Source organism: Paenibacillus sp. MMS20-IR301 (assembly GCF_032302195.1).
In the GTDB taxonomy this organism is placed as follows: domain Bacteria; phylum Bacillota; class Bacilli; order Paenibacillales; family Paenibacillaceae; genus Paenibacillus_AQ.
The window spans coordinates 2,852,857-2,877,175 of the sequence record NZ_CP135275.1 but is presented as its reverse complement, the minus strand read 5'-3'; the positions used below and the strand labels follow the sequence as shown (position 1 = coordinate 2,877,175).

General features: G+C 47.2%; 17 protein-coding genes. 15 read left to right on the top strand and 2 right to left on the bottom strand.

The features are described 5' to 3' along the window. Positions 1–410 precede the first annotated feature (410 nt). Positions 411–2,114, bottom strand: coding sequence for a methyl-accepting chemotaxis protein (locus LOS79_RS12765; protein WP_315420178.1), 1,704 nt, complete (start codon positions 2,112–2,114; stop codon positions 411–413). Positions 2,115–2,381: 267 nt separating this feature from the next. Here LOS79_RS12765 and LOS79_RS12760 point away from each other — a divergent pair, with 267 nt between their 5' ends. The 8 genes from LOS79_RS12760 (at position 2,382) to LOS79_RS12725 (ending at position 13,239) form a co-directional block, all read left to right on the top strand. Next, positions 2,382–3,092: a winged helix-turn-helix domain-containing protein gene (locus tag LOS79_RS12760; protein ID WP_315420176.1), complete on the top strand. Its 711-nt coding sequence runs from the start codon at positions 2,382–2,384 to the stop codon at positions 3,090–3,092. Then, positions 3,082–4,548: a sensor histidine kinase gene (locus LOS79_RS12755; RefSeq protein WP_315420173.1), complete on the top strand. Its 1,467-nt coding sequence runs from the start codon at positions 3,082–3,084 to the stop codon at positions 4,546–4,548. Before LOS79_RS12760 ends, LOS79_RS12755 begins: the two co-directional genes overlap by 11 nt. Further along, positions 4,545–5,681 carry a WD40 repeat domain-containing protein gene (locus LOS79_RS12750; RefSeq protein ID WP_315420170.1) on the top strand — a complete coding sequence of 379 codons (1,137 nt, stop codon included), beginning with the start codon at positions 4,545–4,547 and terminating at the stop codon, positions 5,679–5,681. The genes LOS79_RS12755 and LOS79_RS12750 overlap by 4 nt, the downstream gene beginning before the upstream one ends. A gap of 202 nt (positions 5,682–5,883) precedes the next feature. After that, positions 5,884–7,068: an acyltransferase family protein gene (locus LOS79_RS12745; protein ID WP_315420168.1), complete on the top strand. Its 1,185-nt coding sequence runs from the start codon at positions 5,884–5,886 to the stop codon at positions 7,066–7,068. Positions 7,069–7,075: 7 nt separating this feature from the next. Continuing rightward, the gene (locus LOS79_RS12740; RefSeq protein ID WP_315420166.1) at positions 7,076–7,753 is read left to right on the top strand and encodes an SGNH/GDSL hydrolase family protein; all 678 of its coding nucleotides are present in this window, start codon (positions 7,076–7,078) and stop codon (positions 7,751–7,753) included. Between the two features lie 36 nt (positions 7,754–7,789). Further along, positions 7,790–8,794, top strand: a complete 1,005-nt coding sequence (locus LOS79_RS12735) for an LCP family protein (RefSeq protein ID WP_315420163.1) — start codon at positions 7,790–7,792, stop codon at positions 8,792–8,794. Next, a complete protein-coding gene (locus LOS79_RS12730; RefSeq protein WP_315420161.1) occupies positions 8,775–12,089 on the top strand; it encodes an S-layer homology domain-containing protein in 3,315 nt (1,104 codons plus the stop codon). Before LOS79_RS12735 ends, LOS79_RS12730 begins: the two co-directional genes overlap by 20 nt. A 28-nt stretch (positions 12,090–12,117) precedes the next feature. After that, positions 12,118–13,239, top strand: a complete 1,122-nt coding sequence (locus LOS79_RS12725) for a DUF418 domain-containing protein (protein WP_315420158.1) — start codon at positions 12,118–12,120, stop codon at positions 13,237–13,239. Here LOS79_RS12725 and LOS79_RS12720 read toward each other — a convergent pair whose 3' ends face one another. Next, positions 13,240–14,421, bottom strand: coding sequence for an alpha/beta hydrolase (locus tag LOS79_RS12720; RefSeq protein ID WP_315420157.1), 1,182 nt, complete (start codon positions 14,419–14,421; stop codon positions 13,240–13,242). A 165-nt stretch (positions 14,422–14,586) separates the two neighbouring features. Here LOS79_RS12720 and LOS79_RS12715 point away from each other — a divergent pair, with 165 nt between their 5' ends. The 7 genes from LOS79_RS12715 (at position 14,587) to LOS79_RS12685 (ending at position 24,230) form a co-directional block, all read left to right on the top strand. Beyond that, positions 14,587–16,344: a sensor histidine kinase gene (locus LOS79_RS12715; protein ID WP_315420154.1), complete on the top strand. Its 1,758-nt coding sequence runs from the start codon at positions 14,587–14,589 to the stop codon at positions 16,342–16,344. 18 nt (positions 16,345–16,362) lie between these two features. Further along, entirely contained in the window at positions 16,363–17,958 is a 1,596-nt protein-coding gene (locus tag LOS79_RS12710; RefSeq protein WP_315420151.1) for a response regulator transcription factor, read from the top strand. A 133-nt stretch (positions 17,959–18,091) separates the two neighbouring features. Further along, complete coding sequence (locus LOS79_RS12705; RefSeq protein WP_315420148.1) at positions 18,092–19,621, top strand: ABC transporter substrate-binding protein; 1,530 nt, start codon at positions 18,092–18,094, stop codon at positions 19,619–19,621. An 88-nt stretch (positions 19,622–19,709) separates the two neighbouring features. Next, positions 19,710–20,639, top strand: a complete 930-nt coding sequence (locus tag LOS79_RS12700) for an ABC transporter permease (RefSeq protein WP_315420145.1) — start codon at positions 19,710–19,712, stop codon at positions 20,637–20,639. A gap of 21 nt (positions 20,640–20,660) precedes the next feature. After that, positions 20,661–21,551, top strand: a complete 891-nt coding sequence (locus tag LOS79_RS12695) for a carbohydrate ABC transporter permease (protein ID WP_315420142.1) — start codon at positions 20,661–20,663, stop codon at positions 21,549–21,551. Positions 21,552–21,572: 21 nt separating this feature from the next. Then, positions 21,573–23,144, top strand: coding sequence for a glycoside hydrolase family 43 protein (locus LOS79_RS12690; protein ID WP_315420139.1), 1,572 nt, complete (start codon positions 21,573–21,575; stop codon positions 23,142–23,144). Positions 23,145–23,354: 210 nt separating this feature from the next. Continuing rightward, positions 23,355–24,230 (top strand): helix-turn-helix domain-containing protein, encoded by an 876-nt coding sequence (locus tag LOS79_RS12685; RefSeq protein WP_315420137.1) that lies wholly within the window; start codon positions 23,355–23,357, stop codon positions 24,228–24,230. The last annotated feature ends 89 nt before the right edge of the window (positions 24,231–24,319 follow it).

Genomic DNA, 24,319 nt, shown 5'->3' with positions numbered 1-24,319 from the left:
TTTTATATGTTGCTACCATCTTTTACTTTAATCAGCATTCCATTCAACAAAACCAAAAAAGCATTTTCAAATTTTGTGACACAGATGCATAACCTTTTGCAAACTTTCTGATATCGGCAAATCTTTTTTCAAACCTTAAGGAAGAAATTAACCTTTTGCAAACTTTATAAAGAATTTCTCAACTATTTTCTATTTATAAGAAGATACCGATACAACCTTTGTGAAAATACCCCTTGGTATAACAGGGTTTATTCAAATGAATTTTTCAAACATTGTGGAGGATAACACTTATCGGGACTTTTATTTGATAAATAATGTTTATAATCTGCCATACCGCCATCGTAACGCTTTGACTACACTGTATCATCCGGTGAATAGCCGGATGTACTAACAAGTTATCTTTGGCAGCTCTAAACTTTAAATTTATTGATCTGTTCCTGCAATTCTTCGGCCATCTTGGAGAGGAATTCAGCTGATGATGCGATCTCCTCCATGGAAGCGAGCTGTTCCTCAGTTGCAGCAGATACATTGTGGACCCCGCCTGAGGCTTCCCCGGCAATATTGGAGATCTGGCTTATATACCCGACTACTTCATCTGTGCTGGCAGACATTTCTTCTGAACCGGCAGATACTTCCTGAATTTCATCAGCGACCTTGTTCACGACTTCGTAGATATGCTCGAATGCTTGTCCGGCTGCAGTGACAATCTCAATTCCGGCTTCGGTTTCATTGCTGTTCACTTGCACAGCCAGTATTGCATGGTTCGTATCCTGCTGAATCAGCTGTACCAGATCCGTAATTTTCTGCGCAGATTTAGAAGATTCCTCTGCCAGTTTACGTACCTCTCCGGCAACAACGGCGAAGCCCCGCCCATGTTCTCCTGCACGTGCAGCCTCGATAGCTGCATTCAATGCGAGCAGATTGGTTTGACTTGCGATATTATTGATTGCCCCGGTAATGCTGCCAATCTCAGCAGAACGTTCCCCCAGCCCGGTAACCAGCTCTGTCAGTGAGGAGATAGAAGCACGCACGGAGCCCATTTGTTCCACTGCCTGTTGGATAACCTTATTGCCTTCAGCCGACTGATTTGCCGCATCTACAGCCGAGACGGATACGCTCTGGGCCAGGAGAGCGATCTGTTCCGAACCCGCAGCCATCTCACTCATAGCCTGTGAAGAATTTTTTACCATGTTCACCTGATCCGTAGTGCCTGCAGACAGTTGCTCGACCGTTTCGGAGATTTGCTCGGATGCTTTCGTGTTTTGCTCAGCGCTTGCCAGCAATTCTTCCGAAGAAGCGGCTACCTGCTCGGAGGTCATGGAGACGGACTGGATCATCGCACGCAAATTGCCGGTCATGATATTGAACGAGGCAGCCAGTGTGCCGAGCTCATCCTTGTTTTTAAGCGTGATCGTCTCACCGGTTAAATCACCGTTTGCTATAAGCAGTGCGGACGCATTCATCTTCTGAATGGGTCTTGAGATGATGCCTGCAATAAAGAAGGCGATGAACAAGGCGGTCAGGAAGGAAATAATCGTTACGGTCAGAATGATACTAAAAGCACGGTTGGCTTCTGTCAATGAATCACTTGTAGCCTGTCCTGATAGTTTGCTGCCAAGGTTAATCAACTGGGCAAGGGTATCATTGGCCGTATACCATAAGGGGTAAGCCTCTGTATGCAGCCTGCTGGCTTCCCCGAAATTATTAGCTAAACCTAATTCGACAAATGCAGGCATTTTCTCCAGATAGCTATCATAATTGGCGCTAAAGGTATCATACATTGCGGTTGCTTCATCGCTGCCCGCAATGAGCGTGATCAGCTGATTGCGCTCTTCCTCAATCTTGGCCAGGAGCTGCTCCAAAGCTTCATTCATCTTCTTGATTTCATTCTGATCGGTCTCTACGATGACGGCAAGAGCGATACGCTCCACATCTGAGACATCACCATTCATCATGCCAAGCAAGCTGACGCTCGGCATCCACTTCTGATCGATTTCCTCTGAAGTGTCGGTCATGACATAGATCTGATTTAAGGCATAGGTGCTTACGAAGGCAAGCAGTGCAGCCACAACCAGAAACCCAATCAATAATTTCATGCGAATCGTCAACTTCATTCTCCCCAAAAGGTTTCTTTGTCTGTAATCCATCTTCCCACTCCTCAATTTGCTTCGTAAAAAATACATATGAATTGTATATCGACAGCTATTTGCGTGAATTGTAGATATTTAAATTATATTTATACAAATTTAATGATGACGGCTGTACCTTGATTTGCTGGAGCTCATATACCGGCAAATTGATTATTGGTACACAAGTTGTTAACATAAGATTCATATCAATAATGTTTATATGATATGAGTATTAATGAGACGGAGATAAACATGAATAATGCAAAAATACTGATCATTGAAGATGATGCTCCGATTGCGGATCTGCTGTCATACGGGCTTTCCATGGAGGGTTTTCATACACGGATTGCTGCAGACGGCACTTCGGGGATGCAGGAAATTCAGTCCTTTCAGCCTGATCTGCTGCTGCTGGACTGGATGCTTCCTGATACGAGCGGGCTGGAAATATGCAAGAAGATAACCGCCGGATACAAAATTCCCATCCTTATGATTACCGCCAAGTCAGATATAACGGATAAAGTGCTGGGACTTGAATTCGGTGCGGATGATTATATTACCAAACCCTTTGATCTGCGGGAAGTGATTGCCCGGGTCAGAACCATTCTCCGCAGAGTGGAGCAGGCCGGCACCGGACGTAAAGCTGACGCATCTGCAGAGAGTTATACCTTTCAGGATATCGAAATTGTCGCTGAAGAACGGCTTGTAAGGAAAAACAATCATGATGTTGAACTAACCCCGAAGGAATATGATTTGCTGATCATGCTGGTAAGAAATCCGGGAAGGACTTTTTCACGGTCCGAACTGCTTGACAGCGTATGGGGCTATCATTTTGCAGGGGATACCCGCACGGTAGATACGCATATTCAGCGGCTCCGCAAAAAACTGGATTCACCGGAGTATATTGCAACGGTGTTCGGAATCGGATACAAGTTCAAAAAACAGGTGCCTCAGCATGATACGTAGAATCAGCCTTAAGTTTCTGCTCGGATTACTGTTTATTTTTGTTATCTCTTTTGTTGTGCTGAGCCAGACGGTACAAGCGTTCATCCGCACCAATAACCAGGATCTGATTACTGCAGAGCTGACAGGGCTGAAAAATAACAGTAATGTGTATGTCCGGCAGGCGTTCCTGATCAATCATTATTCCAGCAATGAATTGTATTTCGGTGAGATGGCCGAGGAATTAGGCAATACCCTGAAGCATGCGACAGGCAATAGCGTGGGGATATATACAGTTAACGGTGAACTGCTGTACGCATCAGACAAAGCGGTATTCCAGCAGCGGGAGCACAATGATCTGCAGGAAGCGCTATCCGGAAAGACGGCCTACAGCATCCAGACTCATGAGCCTCAGACCTCGGTTATGTTTTCTTATCCGGTGATTATAGACGGAGCCAAAGTGGGCATTTTGCGTTATTTCAAGGACTACAGCCTGCTCTACCAGCAGAGCGACCGGATTCTCGATGTAACCCTCTACATCACTTTGGCAATATTTACAGCTGCTTTTCTGTTTTCATTCATTCTGTCCAGACATATCACCCTTCCGCTCGGCAAGCTTGCCCATGCTTCTTCCCAGGTCAGGAACGGAAATCTGGATGTCCGCATCCGCTTAAGAAGAAAGGACGAGATCGGCCGGCTGGCAGAGAATTATAATGACATGATTGATCAGATTGGCAGACAGATCAGCATGATCAGCAAAGACCGTGACCAGCTCAAGGAGCTTCATCAGCAGGAAAAACGCTTCTTTGACAATATTACGCATGAACTGAAGACTCCTTTAACCTCAATTCTGGGATACGCGGAGCTGATTAAAGTGAACGGCGAGCGGGACCCGGTTTTCTTTGAGAAAGGGATGAATCACATCGTTGAGGAAAGCAGGCGGCTGCATACGCTGGTGCTGAAGCTGCTTGAGGTCTCCCGTCAGGTGAAGAACAATGGCCGCCTTGAGGCGGTAGATGCCGGTGCTGTTCTCCGGGATGTCTGTGAGTCCATGGATATAAAGGCGCAGCGGTATAAAAAAAACCTCCGGATTGAAATCGAAAGTGACCTGTGGATGATGGGCCAGAGTGACCGGATGCGCCAGCTTTTTATTAATCTGATCGATAACGCCATTAAGTACAGCTGGCCGCTCTCGGAAATAAAAGTAACTGGATTTCATACAGACGGCAACATCCGGTTTGTCATTGGTAATCCGAGTGAAGCTATCAGTGAAGAACAGTTATCCAATCTGTTCAAACCTTTCTATCTGGCACATGCCATGAACCCCGAGCAAGGGAGCGTGGGGCTTGGTCTAAGCATTGTCAAGTCTATTGTTGATGAGCTGGAAGGCAGTATTTCCGTCACCAGCCATAACAACCGCACTCTTGTTACTGTAGAATTCGGGAGAATGATAGCGGCAGAGGAGGCAGACAGCCAATGATTCGCAAATATACAGGATGGGTATCTGCAATTCTGTTTCTCTTGCTGCTGTTGTCCGGTTGCCGGGCGGGCGTTCACAGTGAAACTGTAATTATCCCGGATGAAGGGGAAACAGAGCAAGCTCCCCAGAGCTCAAACTCATTTCAGGTCAAAGCCATATACCGGTTAGCGGATAAATTCACAAATGATGGTTACTGGCTGGGCTGGACTGCGGCAGATTCGCTGACCGGTGCATTCAAGACTGCAGGAACGTCAGAATCATTCAACTTGATCACGTTAACCTACCCATATGAGCAAAGTGAGAATATTAAAGCAGTCAAAGACAATGCTCAATTGGAGTTGTCTCCAGACGGGAAATACACCGCTGAGATAAGCAGCTCCAATACGGGGACTAGCCTGAAAGTGGTTCCTTTAAAGGACGGGAAGGAAACAGAGGTTGCTTCATTCAGCAGCAGCGGCCAGCAATACCTGCAGGATATATCCTGGTCCGGCAATAGCCGGTTCCTGAGTTATTTGGTGCTGGATGTCTCTGACAGTGATAACAATAGCGTATATCTCTACGATCTGCAGACCCATGCTTCCAGACAGTATCCGTTAAAGGATATGGAACAAGGGAATACATTGCTCAGCATTAATGTTTCAGATGACGGGCATAGTGTATTGTTCACCTTGTTTGAAGCCGGCCGGGCGGGTAAAACAGCTTTAATGTTCGGAAGGATGACTGATCCGGATATTAAGATTATGTATACACGCGAAACTGTGGAGGAACAGAGCACATGGATTAGTAATGATCAGTTTACCTTTCTTGGACCGGATGGAACGCTGTATGAATATGACCAGCGAAACAGCGAGCTTTCCGTAATACTTGAGAATATATCTGCTTATAAATTATCTGATGACAAGAAAATTATTGCATACTACCAGCAGGATGATGAGGCGGTATACGTCGGCAGAATGCAGGGCAGAAATGTGGTGTACAAAGAGCCTGTATATCATGGTTTAGTGCCTTCGGCAATGTTTTGGAATACGGATCATACAAAGCTGCTGCTTCAGGGAGCCAGTTCATATGCAAATCCATTTACCGGACAAAACGACTCCTCCAGAGGACCGTCGTATATTATTGAACTTAAATAGGCAGAGGTTCTGACATCAAACAACCGTATTACGGGTTTCCGTAATGCGGCTTTTTTGTGTCCGGACCACAGCGTAATTTGTTGACAACTTGTTTACATCTTGATCAAACTTTGGCGACATCCTGTCTTTATAGTGAGTAAAGAGGATAAGCCCAATACACAACAAGGAATGAACAGAAATGAACGGGAAACAGGATCATCTTATGAAGCGTTATATGCCGGGAATAGACGGTTTGAGGGCTATATCTGTCCTCGCAGTCATGGCCTATCATTTCAACCTGCCGTGGGCGCAGGGCGGATTATTGGGAGTGGGTGTGTTCTTTGTACTGTCGGGATACCTGATCACGGATCAGATTCTTCTGGAGTGGAGACTGAATAAAAGTCTGTCTCTCCGGAATTTCTGGATACGAAGATTCCGCAGGCTGCTGCCTGCAATGGGGTTTATGCTGTTAACTGTTGTACTGTATCTTCTGTTTACGGATTCATCCAGGCTGTTTTCGCTAAAAGGGGATATAGTTTCATCCGTTTTCTACATGAATAACTGGTACCTGATTTTTCATAAGGTCTCCTACTTCGAGAGCTTCGGTCCGGCATCACCCATCGGGCATTTATGGTCGCTGTCGATCGAGGAACAGTTTTATATCATCTGGCCCCTCGCCTTAAGTATTGGTTTAAAATGGGTACCGCGCAGGGGCAAGTTGCTGCTGTATCTTCTGCTATTAATTTCTGCGTCTGCAGCGGTCATGGCTATTATTTATGTACCTGGAACAGACCCGAGCAGGGTCTATTACGGAACAGATACCCGTGCCTTTGCCATTCTGATGGGTGCAGCTTTAGCAGTTGTCTGGCCAAGCTGGAAACTAAATAGACAGATATCAAATGCCGGGCAATCTGTGCTGGATTTTACGGGCGGATTGGGATTGATTCTACTTCTAGTGCTGATCTATCGAACCAATGAATACGATGATTCGCTTTATCCGTCCGGCTTCCTGTTCTTGTCTGTGATCTCGGCCGTTGTCATTGCAGTGCTGGCGCATCCGGCCAGCCGGGTTGGCGGAATAATGGGCAGCAGGCCGCTGGCCTGGATCGGTAAACACTCCTACAGCCTGTACATTTGGCACTATCCTGTAATTATTCTCATGAATACGAATGGCGCTAACGAAAAATCAGGGTTTGCACAAATTTTGCTACAGCTTGCAGTTATCCTTATGTTGTCTATTATCTCTTACAGATATATTGAGGAACCATTCCGTAGAGGAACTTTTCGTGCTCAACTGCTGTCCCTTAAGAGCCGCATCTCATTCAAACCGATGATCGGATTAATTCTTATTCTTATCCTTTTTGTACGGCTTGTCACTTGGATAACTCAGAAGGCGGGAAAGGGATGATATACAGATGAAAAATAAAGGAACTGGAATGATATGGCTGCTTGTTATTGTGATTATTGCTTTGGTATACCTGGGGGTACACAGGGAGGTTTCTTCGGAGCCCGGCGAAAAAGTTATAGCAAATCAGCCGGTTGTGCAGAGTCAACAGCCAGTTGCACAGAATCAACAGCAGGTTTCAAGAAACACTCCTCAGCCCCTGAAGGAAGAGCAGCCGTTTACCGGAAACGGAGTAACCGCCATTGGAGATTCAGTTATGGTGGGAGTTGAACCCTACCTGAAAGAACTGCTTCCTGATGCAACGGTGAATGGTAAGGAAAGCAGACAGATGGTGCAGGCGCAGAAGTTAATTACCGAATTAGAAACAAACGGAAAACTGGGCGATTATATCATTATTGAGCTTGGTACAAATGGTCCATTCAATAAGAAACAACTTCGCAATATATTAACTACACTGTCCGGCGCCAAACAGGTACTTCTTGTAACTGCCCGGGTACCTAAGGGGTGGCAAGATACGGTCAACACAACGATAAAGGATGTTGCTCGTGAATTTAATAACGCTAAAGTTGTGGATTGGTATGCTGCAAGTGAAGGGAAGTCAGATTATTTCTACAAAGACGGAGTGCATCTGAAACCGGAAGGCAGCAGATATTACGCTTCGCTTCTTCTGGAGGCTCTGGAGAAATAATACGCAGAATGCAATACAAAGAAATGAGGGTCAAATATGTCGCTAAAAATGAAGAAGCTCGCAGCATTTTTCTTGATAGTTATGAGTGTAATCGCCGCAATAGTATTATTTTATATCTGGTCTGTTTATAAAGAGCTGGATGATTTAAGTAAAACCGATTCCAGCTCCCCATTAGCCGAGGTAAAGGCTAGTGAAGAGAAGCTTGCAGAGCCGCCTAAATGGGAGGGGAAGGAGCCGGTAAATATTTTGTTGATGGGAGTGGATGCCCGCGGAACGGCAAAAGGGGAGATTCCCCGCTCCGACAGCATGATGGTAGTGTCACTGGATCCTGTGCGGGAAAAAATTCATGTGTTCTCCATTCTCCGTGACACCTATGTCCAAATTCCTGATCACGGTAAGAATCGCATTAATACGGCAATTACTCATGGCCCCAAAACAGCGATGAGTGCAGTAAGTGATTTGCTGGGCATTCCCATCCAATTCTATGTATACACGGACTTTCAAGGATTTATTAAGCTTGTAGATGCTGTAGGCGGAGTCGATTTCTATGTAGAGAAGGATATGAAGTATGAGAGTATAGCGGATAAGCATCAGTATGACATAAATCTGAAAGAGGGGCAGCAGCATCTGGATGGAACAACGGCGCTGCAATATGTCCGGTTTCGTCATGATGCTTTGTCCGACTACTCCCGGACGAAGCGCCAGCGGGATTTCACCGATGCTATCGTCCAAAAAATGAAAAGCACGACCTCTATTATGAAGCTTCCGTCCATTCTTGAGGAGGTTAGTCCATATATTGATACCAATCTGTCGGTGAACGATATGTGGAAGCTGGCAACCGTAGGCTACCAAAGTGCAATGGAGGCAAGTGAGCAGATTCCTCCTATGAATCTGGTCAAAGAGACTTATGCGGGAAGAGCAGCGATACTAGCTGTCTCCAACAGCAATGAGTTGAAAGAATACGTCAAGAAGATCCTTGAGGGCGATGCAAAAGAACAAACAGTAGAGGGGGAGCAGCCGGTTGAAGAAGCTATTCAATAAAGGGATGCTGGCGCTGTTAATGGTACTGTCACTGCTGACAGGTACAACGGCTTATGGTGATAATAGGGTGAGCGGGGAACCGCCCGCACAGGTACTGGTAATGAACAACAACGTGGCATCCATGACGGCAAAGAGGGTATTTCAAGTCAGTTTTCATCTGCCGAATGGAGAAGATCTGAAAAAGATCAGTTGGACCTATGGGGGGAAACCGTTATCCGAATGGAAAACATTTGAACAACGGGATTATACCGGCCCCTCCTTCATCACAGTCAGCCAAGAAAAGGTAGAAGGAGGACTTTATTCGGCAAGTATTACCTTTGATCTCCCGTACGGCAGTGATAATCTGGCTGAACCCCGCTTGCAGCGGCAATTATTCGGATCTCTGATGGGAACCTATGAACTGGCAGCAATATCATCTGACGGACAAATATTGGCTAAGGCTCCTGTCAAATTAACACCCTATGAGAGTTTCTTGACTTACGATGAACTGAAGCCGGCAATCGATGCGGTTACATCGCAAGCCGCTGTCCTTAATGACAGGTACATCCATACCGAAACCATTGGAAAATCAGTAGAAGGAAGGGATATTTACCTTACCATTGTTGCAAAAGATAAGAAAACGGTAGATAAATACCAGAATGTTACGCACCCTGCGATGATGAATAATCCTAAGCAGCTGCAGGCTGATATAAAGTCAGGTGTATTCGGCGAATACGCGGTACCTGTCTGGCTGAATAATATTCACCCGAATGAATCCCCGGGAGTCGATGCTATTTTTAACTATTTCAAGTCTTTGGCACTGGAGAGCCGGATTTCGTATAATACAACACTGCCGGATGGAGATGCAAGTGAAACCAACATGAATATAGATGACGTGTTAAAAAAGGTGTTTTTCCTTCTGGTCTACACGGATAATCCAGACGGACGGTTTCATACTTCCAGAGTCAACGCCAATGATTTTGATCTAAACCGGGATAACACATATCAGACACAGCCGGAGACGCGCAGCGTAACGGAGCAAATTGCCAAATGGTCTCCGCTTTCTTTTCTTGATTTGCATGGTTTTGATAAAAACTTTCTAATTGAACCGGCTACGCCGCCGCATGATCCGAACATCGAGTATGACCTGTTAATGAACAGCATGCTGGAGCAGGCCAAAGCGATGGGCGAAGCTGGTATTGCCAACACAAAGTATGATTACTATCATATTCCCTATGAAGAACATAAGAAGTCTGTATTAGATCCTAAATACATATCTAAGGGAACAGCATCGGGCTGGGATGATGCTTCTCCGGCGTATACTGCCGTATTTGCCATGCATCACGGCGCTTTGGGACACACGCTGGAAATGCCGGAGAACAACGAAGAGTCAGTAAAAGCAATATACTACAGCGTGGCAGCAGCCACATCCTACGTTATGGACAATCAGGATAAGCTGTTTATGAATCAGCTCAAAATCTATGAGCGTGGTATAGATAATCTGGATGATCATGCAGTGGATAAATATTTAGTCGATGCAAGGAATGAAGAAATTGGCCGTCCGCGCAAAGGAAATACAAATTTCTTCCCGGAGTATTATGTGCTGCCGGTGGAAGCGGGTGTACAGAAAAATGCGCTTGAAGTGTATCATATGATCGAATATTTCCTGCGGAACGGTGTTCAGATTGAACGTTCAACTGAACAGGTAAGAGTTGGAGGTATGGCGTATCCAGCGGGCTCTTTTGTAGTGAATATGCATCAGGCCATGCGGGGGCTGGCTAATCTTGTCTTGTATGACGGTGTTGATCTATCAGATGCTGAATGGGTTACCGCAGAAATTGTTCAGAACTTCCCGGACTTGCGCGGGTTTAATTGTTACGCAATCCGTCAGCCGGATATATTTACAGGCAAAACGCAGCCTGTAACCTCGGTAACCATGTCTGGAACAACGCTGCCCGGCAATACCGGTTATGTTGTTATTCATAATACAAATAATGATGCAATAAGGGCTGTCAATGAGTTGCTCTCCTCAGGTAAAACGGTGACGATGCTTACAGCGGGTACAGAGAAGGACAAAGCCGGGGATTTTATTGTTTCTTATCAGGATTTGAAACCGCTGCTTGAAAAATATCTACTAGACGCAGATGCATTTGGAAAAGTCGAACCGAAAGGACAGTTGCTAAAACATCAGACTATAGCCGCTTTGGGTGAACCGGAAATTGTGTTGAAAGGTTTGGGTTTTGAAGTGACTGCAGACCAGAAGAAGGCTGATATTCTGGTAAATACGTTTGATTCTGAAGAGCTGGTCCGCAGCGGAAAGCCATATGTAGCCTACGGCTATATGGGGATGACGAATGTTAAGAATCTGATTCCCGGATTTGCTTTTGCCGGGCCTGAATGGGAAAGCTATGAAGGTGTATTCATGGCCGATGTCATGCAAGATAACATCATTACGGGTCCTTACAATGCGCAGGAGAATTTCTATACTGTGTCCGGTTCATATATTACAGCAGTACCCAAAGCTGCAAAAGTACTTGCTACCATAAGCGGTAAGAACGATTTCTATAAAGCAGGATGGTGGCCGGGACACGCTGCAGCCAAGGGGAAGATTTTGGCGTTCACTTACAATGAAAACAATAAGCATCTGAGCGTTTTTGCTAATGATTTGATTAATAAAGCCCACTCTCAGCATCAATACCGATTGCTGGCGAATTCAATATTCAATGCAGCCGGCATACAGCCGGCAACTGTTCCCGTTGTGAAGTTCGGTGATTTGAATGGTGTAGAATCCTGGGCAGGAGATTCTATTCGCGAACTATTAGACCTTGGAGCGCTGCAAGGTTCGGGCGGAGAACGTTTTAAGCCGCTACAGCACGTAACCCGGGCTGAATATCTAGCTATGCTTATTAAGACCTTTGATTTGTCCGAGGCACATTCGGCAATCTCATTTACAGATGTTCCATCTTCAAGCTGGTATTATCCGTATATTGCTTCAGCAGTGGGAGCAAAGCTGGTAAACGGTGTTGGAGAAGGAAGGTTTGAGCCTGACCGTGCTGTTACACGCCAGGAAATGGCGTTAATAGCGGCTAATGTTCTTAAGCACTCCTCAGCTTTTCCGCTTCAAGCTTCTAAAGAAGCACTGGAGAAGTTCACCGACCGTGAGGCGATTGCCCCGTATGCCAGGGAAGCTGTGGCTGTTTTAAGTGATGCCCATATAATTGAAGGCTTGTCCCCGACAGTATTTGCTCCTCAGGAGATCGCTAACCGTGCTCAGGCAGCCGTTATGATCAGCCGGATCAGACAATTATACTATTAAACGTCTCGAGAACTTAGGAGGGATCCATTTGTCAAACGATGATAATCTAAGAAAATCAAGGTCACGGCGGCTAGTCGCACTGGATGCAGCACGGGGGCTGGCTGTAATCGGAATGTTTGTACAGCATTTTGCCTTGAATAATTTTAATGCTTCAATTGTTTCAGGAAACACCATGATATTATTTATCCTTTGTTCCGGCATTTCTTTCTCACTCATGTCACAGCGTATGCTTGAAAAGGGAACGGAGATGGCATCTTTCCGGGCGCAGATGCTGGCACGGGCAGTATTTATTGATTTGGTCGGTTATCTGCTTATTATGCTTAATGCCCCTTTTGCGGTCATTTTACCTGCATATGCTGCCTTATTCGTATTAGCTTTAGTGCTTGTTCATTGCTCCAGACGTACCTTGTTCATAATATCAGCGGCACTGCTAATTGTTGGCCCGCCATTGATGATTTTGGGCGGCAGCGTTTTTTCATCTGCCTACTTTCTCAGTGACATAGCTGGCGGTCCGTTATCTGCGCTCGGGGTTGCTCCGGTTTTCGTTGCGGGGATGGCGCTCGGCCGGCTCAATCTGCACAGTGTGCGAAATGCAATCTGGTTTACTGTTAGTGGTACCTTTGTGCTCGTCATTACCAAAATACTAGCTGCAAAGGTTCTTCCCGTATGGTTACAATCTTTTGAACAGTGGCTTATAGCTAATACTAATGTTACGGCTGCACAGCCGGATCCCTATGCAATCTGGCCGCATAATGTAATGCCGCCCCTGTGGAATATGCTGCTGACATCAGCGCCGCAGAGCGGCTCAAGCTTCCAGCTTCTCATCGGACTCGGCACTTCTCTTATCGTACTGGGACTTGCTTGTCTGATTGAAAAAAAGCTTGCCGCCGTGCTGCTTCCTTTTGCTGCCGTCGGTCAGGTGGCGCTGACACTGTATGCTGCACAGTTTGTTCTTGCCTGGGTGCTCATAACGGCCGGAGTCAATTATTATATTGGTGAAATCCCGTTTGGAGATGGGATTGTTGTACTCATCACACTCCTTGCAGGCTGGCTTCTTGTTCGCTTCTCTCAAGCTCCTCTTGAGACCCTGATGCGCCGCTTTGACCGGTTATTCAGCGGATTTGAAAAGAATAATGCTTCCCCCACCTAATCAGAGTGGGGGATTGTTCTCCGGTACCGCCGAATAAATCCGTACAGTCAGGCCGTCAGTGTACCCCTCCAAGCCAGCAGTCAAATCTTCCTGATTCAAAAAAGCCAGTGCCCTGCTGTCTGTATCTATGGCTGGCTTCCATTCCCCGTCCACACTCTGGTTGACGATATGTATCCGGCACTGCTTACCTGTATAATCCGTTCCCTCTAAAGTGTAGGCTGCCCGGATGCTGACTAATAGATCATCCACATGCTCCTGTACGTCCACTGCGCCGGGCATAATATGTCCCGTAAAGAACGAGCTGCTACTATTTCCAGTAAAGAGTACGGCTGACTGCCTGTACGAACCTTCTTCCTTGCGGATCTCTACGCCCGTAATTTGGACACGAATAGTTAATATTTCTTTTTTGCCAAGCAAAAACTGCTGTATGGATACCAGAGCGCTGACACTTTGTTGTTCAGTAAAGGAATGTCCCGCCTCTTGAATCAGCTGAAGCTGACATTGGCCAGGCAGGTAAGAATCACAGGCCTTAACGGCATACTTGTAGTCAACGACCTGATCCTCCGTGCCGTGCATCAGCAGCACAGGGCCTTTGTAGGGAGTGATCTCTTCATAGGGGTCCATGTCTGCAACCGTCTCATGGAACCTTTTGCCCAGCTTCATTATCCCGCAATCTATGATATCCGGCACATTGCCGACATCATAGGAAGAGCCTCCCAAAGCCCCTTTGCGGGCGTCATCCGGTATGCAGAGCGCGGGGTAGATGAGAATCAGCGCTTCGACTTCATCCGGGTGTTTTGCTGCGGACAGCGCTGATACGAATCCTCCCTGGCTGAAGCCCAAAAGCGTTATTTTGCCTGCATCAGCATACGGTTGGCTTTTAACGTATTCCATAACGGCCTTCAGGTCTCCGCATTCTGTCAGCACTGTCATACCAGTGGCTGCTCCGTCGCTTCGGCCTTCCCCGGGGGCACTTCCGCCGCAGAAATCATAACAATAGGCTGCATAGCCCCAGGCTGCCAAGACCCGGCAATAGTCAAATAGATCACGCGAATTACCGCCGAAGCCGTGGCTGACTATAATGGCTGGAAGCTCAGTACCCTCCGGTATAAATGCTGTTCCGCGAATCGTTAAGCTGTCTCTGGTGCAGCTGAAATCACGCTCAATAATGTTCTTGTCCATCCCGTAACCTTCCTCTCCTTATGTAAGCATGCGCTTTCATTATACCTTAATCCCGGCAGAAATCTTATTTATACCAAATATACTTATATTCATCACAGGCTTATTGAGGTATTATCGTTCTGTCAGAATAGACATCCTATTCTCAGCATAGAGAGGAAGATCACAATGCTCCGTACACTCCGTATCCGGCACAATCCTTATTTAACCTGGCAGTCCATCCGCGTGAAAATGCTGGCGGGTTTATTCCTGATTGTCACTCCGCTTATTGTGTTTCTGATCTATTCCAATGTGTATGCCATACACACGGTAAGAACACAGGTGGCAGAATCGAGCAAGGATCTTCTGTCTCTGTACAGAAGCCAGGTCGATGCGCGGCTGCAGGAGGCGGACAATTACCTGAACGGCTTAATGCTCGAACCGGAGCTTTCGGATTTTGACTTTTACAGCGAGCCGGATGAGCGTCTCTTTGTAAAACAACGGATTAATAACAATCTATCGAATTCCATTCTGCGTTATTCCGTGCTGGACGGATTATTTGTGTATCTGTCTTCGGATGACGCTTTCCTGTACTCCTTCCAGACCAGGTCCACTTATCTCGACAGGATGTATCTGAAAGACTATATTGTCAGTGATGTAAGCAAAAGTGAAAGTCTGCAGCGCCAGCATATGAAGAACTGGTATGTTCAGCGGAGCGGAGACCAGACATACCTGATCCGTTTTTTTGTGATGCCCAATAAATCGGTGGTAGGTGCATGGATCAATATGAATTCCTTCAAAACCCCACTTGAGCTGCTGGGCATCGGGGAGAAAGGTGCAGCTCTGCTTGTAGACAACCGCGGAAATGCACTCGTTAATCAGAGCTTTATCCGTGAGAAAGGCGCCGAGATCAGGCTGGATGAAGCATCTTATTATTTGACCGGAACATCAGAGCGTTATCTCACGGTGGGGGAGCGTTCACATGAAGGGGATTTCAGCCTGTATGCTTTTATACCGGAGGAAAAAATTCTGCAGCAGCTGCCGACACTGCGGGCAATCTCCTTTATCCTGCCCTTTGCTTCCATTCTCATCTTGTTACTAGGACTGGTGCTGCTGCGCAAAACACTGCTTCTTCCGCTGAACCGCCTGTTAAAAGCGATGAACCGGATTCAGCAGGGCAATCTGGATACCCAGATTAAGCAGTTCCCGACCTCAATGGAGTTCAGGGCGGTCAATGATACGTTTAACAATATGATGGACCAGATCAAAAACCTGCGGATTAACGTTTACGAAGAGCAGCTTAACAAGCAGAAGGCGGAGCTTCAGCATCTGCAGCTGCAGATTAAGCCCCATTTCTATATCAACACCTTAAACTTACTGCATACCTTGGCCCGGACAAAGGAAGTAAGGCTGCTGGAAGAGTTGTCTCTTTATCTGATCCGTTATTTCCGTTATATGTTTCAGAGTAATCTAAGCTTTGTCACACTCAGGGATGAGCTGCAGCATGTGAGGAATTATTTGCGGATTCAGGAGCTGCGGTTTCCGGATCAGCTGATTCCTGAGATCAAGGCTTCGGGATTTTTGCTGAATACGCCGGTACCTCCACTGGTCATTCAGACCTTTGTTGAGAATGCTGTCAAGCATGCCATTACTCTGGATGATCCGGTATACTTGTATATCGAGCTTGAGATGAGTGAACAGCCGCAGGCGGGAATCCGGATCCAGATCCGTGATACCGGGCCGGGATTCCAGGACGGAATTATCCGTCAGATTGATCAGGAGGAACGCATAATCGATGAGGACGGTGAGCATATCGGGATCAGGAACCTGAAACAGAGGCTCCGCCTCCTCTATCACGGGCAGGGAGAGATTCTCCTTCGAAATGCTGCTCCGCACGGGGCAATAATCGATATCAGGCTTCCTTTTACTCCTGAGAACAGAGCATAACCCTGGAGGTATTGCATAATGTTAACTATGCTGATTGTAGACGATGAAAAGCTGTTTGCAGATTCACTAACTAATGAAATAGAGTGGGCCTCCATAGGCATTGGCCTTGTCCATACGGCTTACAATTCCCGCCAGGCCAAAGAAATCTATGAGCGCGGGCAGGTGGATTTCATGCTGTGTGATATCGAAATGCCGCAGGGAAGCGGACTTGAGCTGCTGGCCTGGGTAAGGGAGCATTATCCGCGCACCGAATCTGCGTTCATGACCTGTCATGCCGATTTCAGATATGCGCAGCGGGCGGTACAGCTGGGAAGCTTCGATTATTTACTGAAACCGGTTGCTGCAGATGAATTGCGTGATGTCGCACGCAGGGCCGTTGAGAAGATCAACAAAGACAAGGAGACCAAGCAATACAGCCGGTTCGGGGAGTTCTGGGCCAAGCATCAGCCGCTGCTGGCGGAACGGTTCTGGCTGGATATTATTAACCATACAATTCCGTCTAATCCTGAACTGATCCGCAAGGAAGCAGAAGCACGCAACATTCCATTTGATACAAGCCTTAAGCTTCTGCCTGCCCTTATTTCCATCCAGCGCTATAACAAATCCTTTACCTCCCGTGATGAGAAAATTATTGAATATGCCCTGATTAACTCCGGCGCAGAGCTGCTGGGAATCCAGGGCAGCGGCCTGCTGTTCGGACTGCCGGAGCGTAAGCTGCTGGCACTGATTCCGGTGGAACAGGACACGCTTGACATTCAGGAGAAGCTGCAGACACGAGGACGGATTTTTATGGATACGGCGAGCTCCTATTTCTATTGCGATATCTCCATCTACATTGGCAATGAGGTTCTTAGTCACGAACTGACCGATATGGTGAGCCGGCTGGCAGAATGGGACATGAACAATGTAGCTGGCAGCAATAAAGTGCTGCTATGGAGAAATAAACCCTATATCCAGCAGGCTATTGCGCTGCCGGATATGAATATCTGGTCTGTTCTGCTGAAGGAGGGGCATGGGGACAGGGTGCTTACAGAGGCGGAGAAGTTCCTTCATAACCTGAGTGGAGCGGATTCGGTTGATGCAGACAGCCTATACCGGTTTCACCATAACTTTCTGCAGATGGTCTATTACGTACTGAAGACTAACGGAATTGAGGCCCAGCTGCTGTTCAACGATGAAACCTCATCTGCTCTATTCCAGCGTGCGGTCCGCTCCTTGACGGATATGAATGATTGGATGAAGCATACCATTGCCAAAGCAATGGATTATGCGGGAACGGTTCAGCAATCGCAGCCGATTATGAAAGACGCGGAGAACTTTATATTACAGCAGCTTGAATCGGAGGATTTGACCCGGGAGGCTGTTGCCAGCCATGTTTACCTGAACCCGGATTATCTGGACAGGCTCTTTAAGAAGGAAGCCGGCTATTCCGTCACGGAGCTTATTGTATCCAGGCGTATGCTGCTGGCCAGGGATCTGCTGGCGAAGACCGACCTGCCTGTTGGAGCTATTGCATCCCGCACAGGTTACACGAACCTGGCCCATTTCTCCCGGCGGTTCAAGCAGGTGGTGGGGATGAATCCCAAGGACTACCGGAACAAGCATAAGCAGTAGATGCGTACAGGTCGAAAATGTCCAAATGCAAGGTCGAAAACAGAGTAGTGAGGAACGGTGGCCCGCTGTAACATTATAAACAGATTCGATGCAAATTCGATTCCAACTCACACACGGTACAGGGGGATGAAGAATGAAAAGAAAGTTTGGCTGGTTGAGTCTCATATTGGTAATCCTGCTTGCAATAACCGCTTGTTCAGGAAATTCCGGGGGAAAGAATAGTAACGGAGGGAATAAAGAATCAGGCAGTGCCAATTCATCCGGAAATAAAGGGGAGCCGTATGAAGTGGTATACGCTTATCCGGCTTTCTCTAATGTACCTGCTGACATTCAGGAGGTTCAGGAGGCCATTAACAAGATTGCTGTAGACAAAATCAATGTAAAGGTAAAGCTTTTGCCGATTAGTAACAGCGCTTTCACTAACCAGATCAACCTGATGTTATCAAGCGGGGAAAAGCTGGATATGTTCGCTATGCTCAGTAACTATAGCAATCAGGTAGCCAAAGGAGCCTTGTATCCGATCGGCAACATCATGGAAGCGAATGCGCAAGGCACAATTGATGCACTGGGTGTCGATTACTATAACGCTACCAAGGTAGGGGGCGTCAGCTACGGTGTACCGAGTCTCCGCGACCTGGCTCAGGATTTCGGAATCGTAGTCCGCAAGGATATCGTGGACAAATATAACATTGACCTCGATAATGTCAAAGCCTTTGATGACTTTGAATTCATCTTCAAAGCGGTTAAAGAGAACGAGCCGGGAATGGCCGGTGCAACCAACCTGACGAACGGGTCGATTCTCAGTACTTACGGAATCCAGGACCCGCTCGGGAATAATCTGGGTGTCCTGCTTAACCATGGTCTTGATGATACGAACGTCGTTAACCTGTTCGCTTCTGAGGAATACAAACAGATTGTGACCAAGATCCGCGAGTGGTATCTGGCGGGCTACCTGGTCAAGGACGCCGCAACCAGTCCGGAATTAAATAATGTGATGGTGAAAAGCGGCAAAGCAGCCAGCTGGTTATCTGCAATGAAACCGGGCTTTGAAACACAGGAAAGCCGCAATGTCGGGGTGGAAATGACAGCCGCACGCACCCAGGCGCCAGTCGCCATGACGGATACGGTGACTAACGTAGCCATTGGTGTTGCAGCTACTTCGGAGCAGCCGGAAAAGGCATTGCAGTTCCTGAACCTGATGTACACTGACAAGGAGATTGTAAATCTGATTGACTGGGGTATTGAAGGCAAGCATTACGTAAAGGCCGAAGGCTCAGATAATGTAATTCATTATCCTGATGGGGTCACAGGCGACAACGTCGGTTACAAGAGTGACGGCTGGATGCACGGCAACCAGTTCCTCTCCTATGTCTTTGAGGGTGATGACCCTGAAGTGTATGTGAAGATGAACGAATTCAACCAGTCTGCCGCCAAATCCAAAGCACTTGGCTTTACATTTAACGGCGACTCTGTGAAGGCCGAAATTGCTGCCTGCAATGCGGTACTTGACCAATACCGCCGGGCGGTTGAGAGCGGGGTGCTTGAACTGGATAAAGCTCTTCCTGAATTCCTGAAGAAGCTCGATGATGCCGGAATCAATACCATCATCACCGAGAAGCAGAAACAGCTGGATGAATGGATTGCCGGCAATACATCCAAATAGGCAAGCTTACGATCCAATCGGCAGGGTGCTGGTTGGATCGTATTATTAAAATGCTATTTTATTGCCAAGGGAAAGGAAGTGTGGTCGAATGAAGCAGCTGAGCTTAAAGCGAAGCGGGAAGAAGCTTAAATATGCCCCCTTGTATCTGCTGATGATTCCGGGAATCGCCTATCTGCTGATCAACAATTATCTGCCGATGCTGGGGATATTCATTGCTTTCAAAAACATTAATTTCACTAAGGGCATCTTCGGCAGCGAGTGGATCGGATTTCAGAATTTCAAATATTTGTTCCAGACGAGCGACGCTTATATCATTACGAGAAATACGATTCTTTACAATGCGGTGTTCATCGTACTGGGAACGATATGTGCCATTGCCTTTGCCATTCTGCTCAATGAGATTAAGAAAAAGGTGCTGTCCCGGTTCTATCAGAGTGTTATTGTCCTGCCGCATCTGATTTCATTCGTAGTGGTCGGTTACTTGGCCTATGCCGGACTGAGCCTGGAGACAGGGTTCATGAATAAAACAGTCCTGCCGCTTCTGGGAATAGATCCGATTTCTTGGTATACCGAACCGAAGTACTGGCCGTTCATCTTAACGATTATTCATCTGTGGAAATCCATCGGCTTCAGCTGCATTATCTTTCTTGCTTCTATTATAAGTATCGATACGGAATACTATGAAGCTGCAACGCTGGACGGAGCCTCCAAGTGGGCGCAGATCCGCTCAATTACCATTCCTCTGATTACGCCGGTTATTGTCATGCTGACCCTGCTTGGCATCGGGCGGATATTCTATTCTGATTTCGGGCTGTTCTATCAGGTGCCGATGAATGCCGGATTTATTTCAGATACAACGAGCGTAATTGATACTTATGTCTACAAGGGGCTGATGGTATCCGGGGATATGGGTATGGCATCGGCTGCGGGTGTCTATCAGTCCATCGTCGGCTTCATCCTGGTACTCGGGGCGAATCTGCTTGTACGCAGATTCAGCAAAGATAATGCTTTATTCTAACAGAAACGGGGTGAGCGGAACGTGATTAATGAGAGTAAAGCCATGAAATGGATTTCTAATCTTGTATTGGGAATTTTTTCCGCTGCGTGCCTGATTCCCTTTGCCCTGCTGATTATTGCATCGTTCAGCAGTGAAGAAAGTATCGTCCGGCAGGGCTATACGTTCTTCCCGGAGGCGTTCAGCCTGAAGGCCTATGAGTATCTCTGGCAGCATCAGTTAGAGCTGGGGCGGGCTTACGGAATTACAATTCTTATAACAACGGTAGGAACTGCAGTGAGTCTCGCCATTACCTCAATGCTGGCTTATCCGTTGTCCCGCCGGGATATGCCGCTGAACAGATTCTGGACCTTTATTGTCTTTTTTACTATGCTCTTTAACGGCGGTCTGGTACCGACCTATTTGGTATATACACAACTCTTTGATATCAAAAATACACTTTTCGGCCTGCTCCTGCCCGGCCTGCTGATGAACGGCTTTAATATCCTGCTGGTCCGGACATTCTTCCTGACCTCGATTCCGCCTGCACTGATTGATGCGGCGAGTATAGACGGGGCGGGAGAGATCAAAATTTTCTACCGGATCATTCTTCCGCTGTCCATGCCCATAATGGCTACGATTGGCCTGTTTCAGGCCATTGCTTACTGGAATGACTGGTTCAACGGCCTGATCTATATCACGGACACCCGGATGTTCGGGATTCAGACCATTCTCACCAAGATGGTGATGGATATCCAGTTCCTCACAAGCAACAGTAATGCCGCAGGCGTGAACGCCGGAGCAGCGATTGCGGAGCTGCCGAGCACATCCGTCCGGATGGCAATAGCGGCAATCGGTGTTCTGCCGATCCTGGTCGCTTATCCTTTTTTCCAGAAGTATTTTGTAAAAGGGATCACTATTGGTGCTGTGAAATAAAAAGAGATAAGGAGCATACCAATGAAATTCAACAATCCGATTATCAGCGGAGCTTATCCGGACCCGAGTATATGCCGGGTGAATAACGACTATTACCTCGTGAACAGCTCGTTTGGATACTTTCCCGGCTTACCCGTATTTCACAGTCAAGATCTGGTCAACTGGCGGCAGATCGGTTACGGATTAACAAGGGAGAGCCAGGTACCCTTACTCAGCAGTGAGGGCGCAGACGGACCCTTATTCAGTTATATGGGGATTTACGCTCCGACGATCAGGTTTCATAACGGGCGCTTCTATATTGTGACAACCAATACAGTTGGGGGACGGAACTTTATAATCCAGGCAGATAAGCCCGAGGGCCCCTGGTCAGAGCCGCTGTATCTCGATCAATGGGGAGGAATTGATCCCTCGCTTTTATTTGACGAAGACGGAAAAGTATACATCACAGGTACCGGCAGCCATAAGGATGCCGTCCCGGGAGTATACCAGGCAGAAATTAACCCCGCTACCGGTGACATTCTGACAGAAAGGCGATTGATCTGGGAGGGGACCGGCGGCTGCTTCCCTGAGGGGCCGCACCTGTATCCTATCAATGGCTTCTATTATCTGGTCATTGCTGAAGGCGGTACAGAGTACGGCCATATGGTGACCGTTGCCAGAAGCGGGCAGCCTTACGGACCTTTTGAAGCCTGTCCATATAATCCAGTTCTGTCACACAGGAGCACCAGCCATCCGGTCCAGGCCACAGGTCATGCAGATTTGGTACAGGCCCATGACGGTTCATGGTGGACCGTATTGCTTGGTATCCGTCCGGTCGGATATCCTTTCCACCACCATCTGGGCAGGGAAACTTATCTGGCACCTGTAACCTGGACGGAGGACGGCTGGCCGGTCATTGGAGAGCAGGGCAGAGTAGATGCCGAGATGGAAGGGCCGGGATTTTTCGCGGGTTATGATCCGGCGTTATCCCGTTTCGGCCGTGACGATTTCGATAGAGAGGTTCCGGGCTTCCAGTGGAACTTCTATAAGAATCCGCCTGAACACAGCTACTCTCTTTCCGAGCGGGAAAGCTGTCTTACACTATATGGAACAGAATATACGCTGGACGATTCCCAGCAGTTAGCCTTCGCCGGCCGCAGGCAGCAGGATTTCGATTGCGTTGTCTCAGCACAGCTGCTGTTTGATCCCGGAAATGAAGGGGAAGAGGCGGGGCTTACCGTCTACATGAATGAGAAGGCGCATTACGAGATTGGAGTAAGGAGAAATAGCGGCCAGAGAACGCTATTCCTGCGCCGGCGTATCGGTTCACTCGTGAAGGTGGAATGGGAGAAGGCGCTGGAGGCGAGCGAGGTGATTCTGAACATCCGTGCGGATTCCCGGAATTATAGCTTCAGCTATTCCTTAGCAGGCCAGGAGGAGGTTACCATCGGCAGCGGGGAGTGCTCCTATGTTGCGACCGAGGTTGCGGGAGGCTTTACCGGAGTATTCTTCGGGATGTATGCGACAGGAAACGGCCGGCCGAGCCAGTCTCCGGCCCACTTTGAGTATTTTGATTATATTCAGAAAGAAATGATACAGCATACAATGAAATAACTCATCAAGCGGTATATATGACTTCAAGAAGTGAGGGAATTCTGACAACTATTTGTTAGAATGCAGAAGATCAATATTTCATCCATAGCTCTTGGCACAAGTTCACTCCCTATAATCTTATTGAAATGACGCGATGAAATGCGATATTGTTAATCATGATGATGTGATCAAATGTGTTAACAATTCCGCATTGAAGAGAGCTGGCCCGAGATGAATTACAAGTATGAGCTCATTAAACATGACGATATTGTACCAGTCAAAATAATCCTTCACACATCGGGTGCTGAGCAGTATGTCCCGAGGCATTGGCATGAGAGTGTGGAGATATCTTATGTTATCCGGGGCCGGATCGATGAGATCTACGTTGAGGGGGCGTCGTACACCTCGGAGCAAGGCGACATCGTGGTGATTAATTCAAATGCGGTTCATTCCTTTTCAGTTTCCGCAGGATCGGACCGGTTGGCGTTAACTCTGCAGATTCCATATGAATTTATTAAAGAGAGCTTCTCAGAGATGGACCGTTATTCCATTCATTGTGTATCAAGACATATGCAGGAGCATAGTCATAAGCAGCGCATGAAATTAAGCAAATTACGTGACATTCTCGGCCGGATCACGGATGCTTATCTCTGTTACGGGAGTGACCCGCTCGCAGATATTGAAATCAAAGGTTTGTCATATCAGCTTATGTACATACTGCTAAGTCATTTCTTGATTGAAAAGCCTGCCGGGGTAATACAAACCTATAAGCATTTGGAACGGCTAACCAGTATAACAAACTATATTAAGCAGCATTATAATCAGGAACTGCCGATTGAAGTGCTGGCTGCCCGGTTTAGCCTGACTGGGGAATATCTGTCCCGTTTTTTCAGGAAACATATCGGCATGACGATTCTTCAGTATCTTAATACGATCCGCTTAGAGCATGCCTACCGTGATTTAATGAATACCGATATTTCCATTACCCGCATTGCGTTTGAGCACGGTTTTCCTAACGAGAAATCATTTAGCCGCGTATTTAAAGCTGTTTATAGAACAACACCACACGAATACCGGAAACATAGGCTTGGCGGAAGAGTCCAATGACAGCGTTGGGCTTTTTCTGTCTGTTCCAGAGGTCCTATGGTCAGGATTCGCCTGTAAAAAGGTTAATAATGAACGGGTGAAAGACAGCG

Coding starts and splice junctions, on each gene's coding strand:
- LOS79_RS12745 (WP_315420168.1), top strand. CDS start 5,884: ATGAAGCGTTATATGCCGGGAATAGACGGTTTGAGGGCTATATCTGTC.
- LOS79_RS12740 (WP_315420166.1), top strand. CDS start 7,076: ATGAAAAATAAAGGAACTGGAATGATATGGCTGCTTGTTATTGTGATT.
- LOS79_RS12765 (WP_315420178.1), bottom strand. CDS start 2,114: ATGAAGTTGACGATTCGCATGAAATTATTGATTGGGTTTCTGGTTGTG.
- LOS79_RS12755 (WP_315420173.1), top strand. CDS start 3,082: ATGATACGTAGAATCAGCCTTAAGTTTCTGCTCGGATTACTGTTTATT.
- LOS79_RS12760 (WP_315420176.1), top strand. CDS start 2,382: ATGAATAATGCAAAAATACTGATCATTGAAGATGATGCTCCGATTGCG.
- LOS79_RS12735 (WP_315420163.1), top strand. CDS start 7,790: ATGTCGCTAAAAATGAAGAAGCTCGCAGCATTTTTCTTGATAGTTATG.
- LOS79_RS12750 (WP_315420170.1), top strand. CDS start 4,545: ATGATTCGCAAATATACAGGATGGGTATCTGCAATTCTGTTTCTCTTG.
- LOS79_RS12705 (WP_315420148.1), top strand. CDS start 18,092: ATGAAAAGAAAGTTTGGCTGGTTGAGTCTCATATTGGTAATCCTGCTT.
- LOS79_RS12685 (WP_315420137.1), top strand. CDS start 23,355: ATGAATTACAAGTATGAGCTCATTAAACATGACGATATTGTACCAGTC.
- LOS79_RS12700 (WP_315420145.1), top strand. CDS start 19,710: ATGAAGCAGCTGAGCTTAAAGCGAAGCGGGAAGAAGCTTAAATATGCC.
- LOS79_RS12715 (WP_315420154.1), top strand. CDS start 14,587: ATGCTCCGTACACTCCGTATCCGGCACAATCCTTATTTAACCTGGCAG.
- LOS79_RS12720 (WP_315420157.1), bottom strand. CDS start 14,421: ATGGACAAGAACATTATTGAGCGTGATTTCAGCTGCACCAGAGACAGC.
- LOS79_RS12690 (WP_315420139.1), top strand. CDS start 21,573: ATGAAATTCAACAATCCGATTATCAGCGGAGCTTATCCGGACCCGAGT.
- LOS79_RS12710 (WP_315420151.1), top strand. CDS start 16,363: ATGTTAACTATGCTGATTGTAGACGATGAAAAGCTGTTTGCAGATTCA.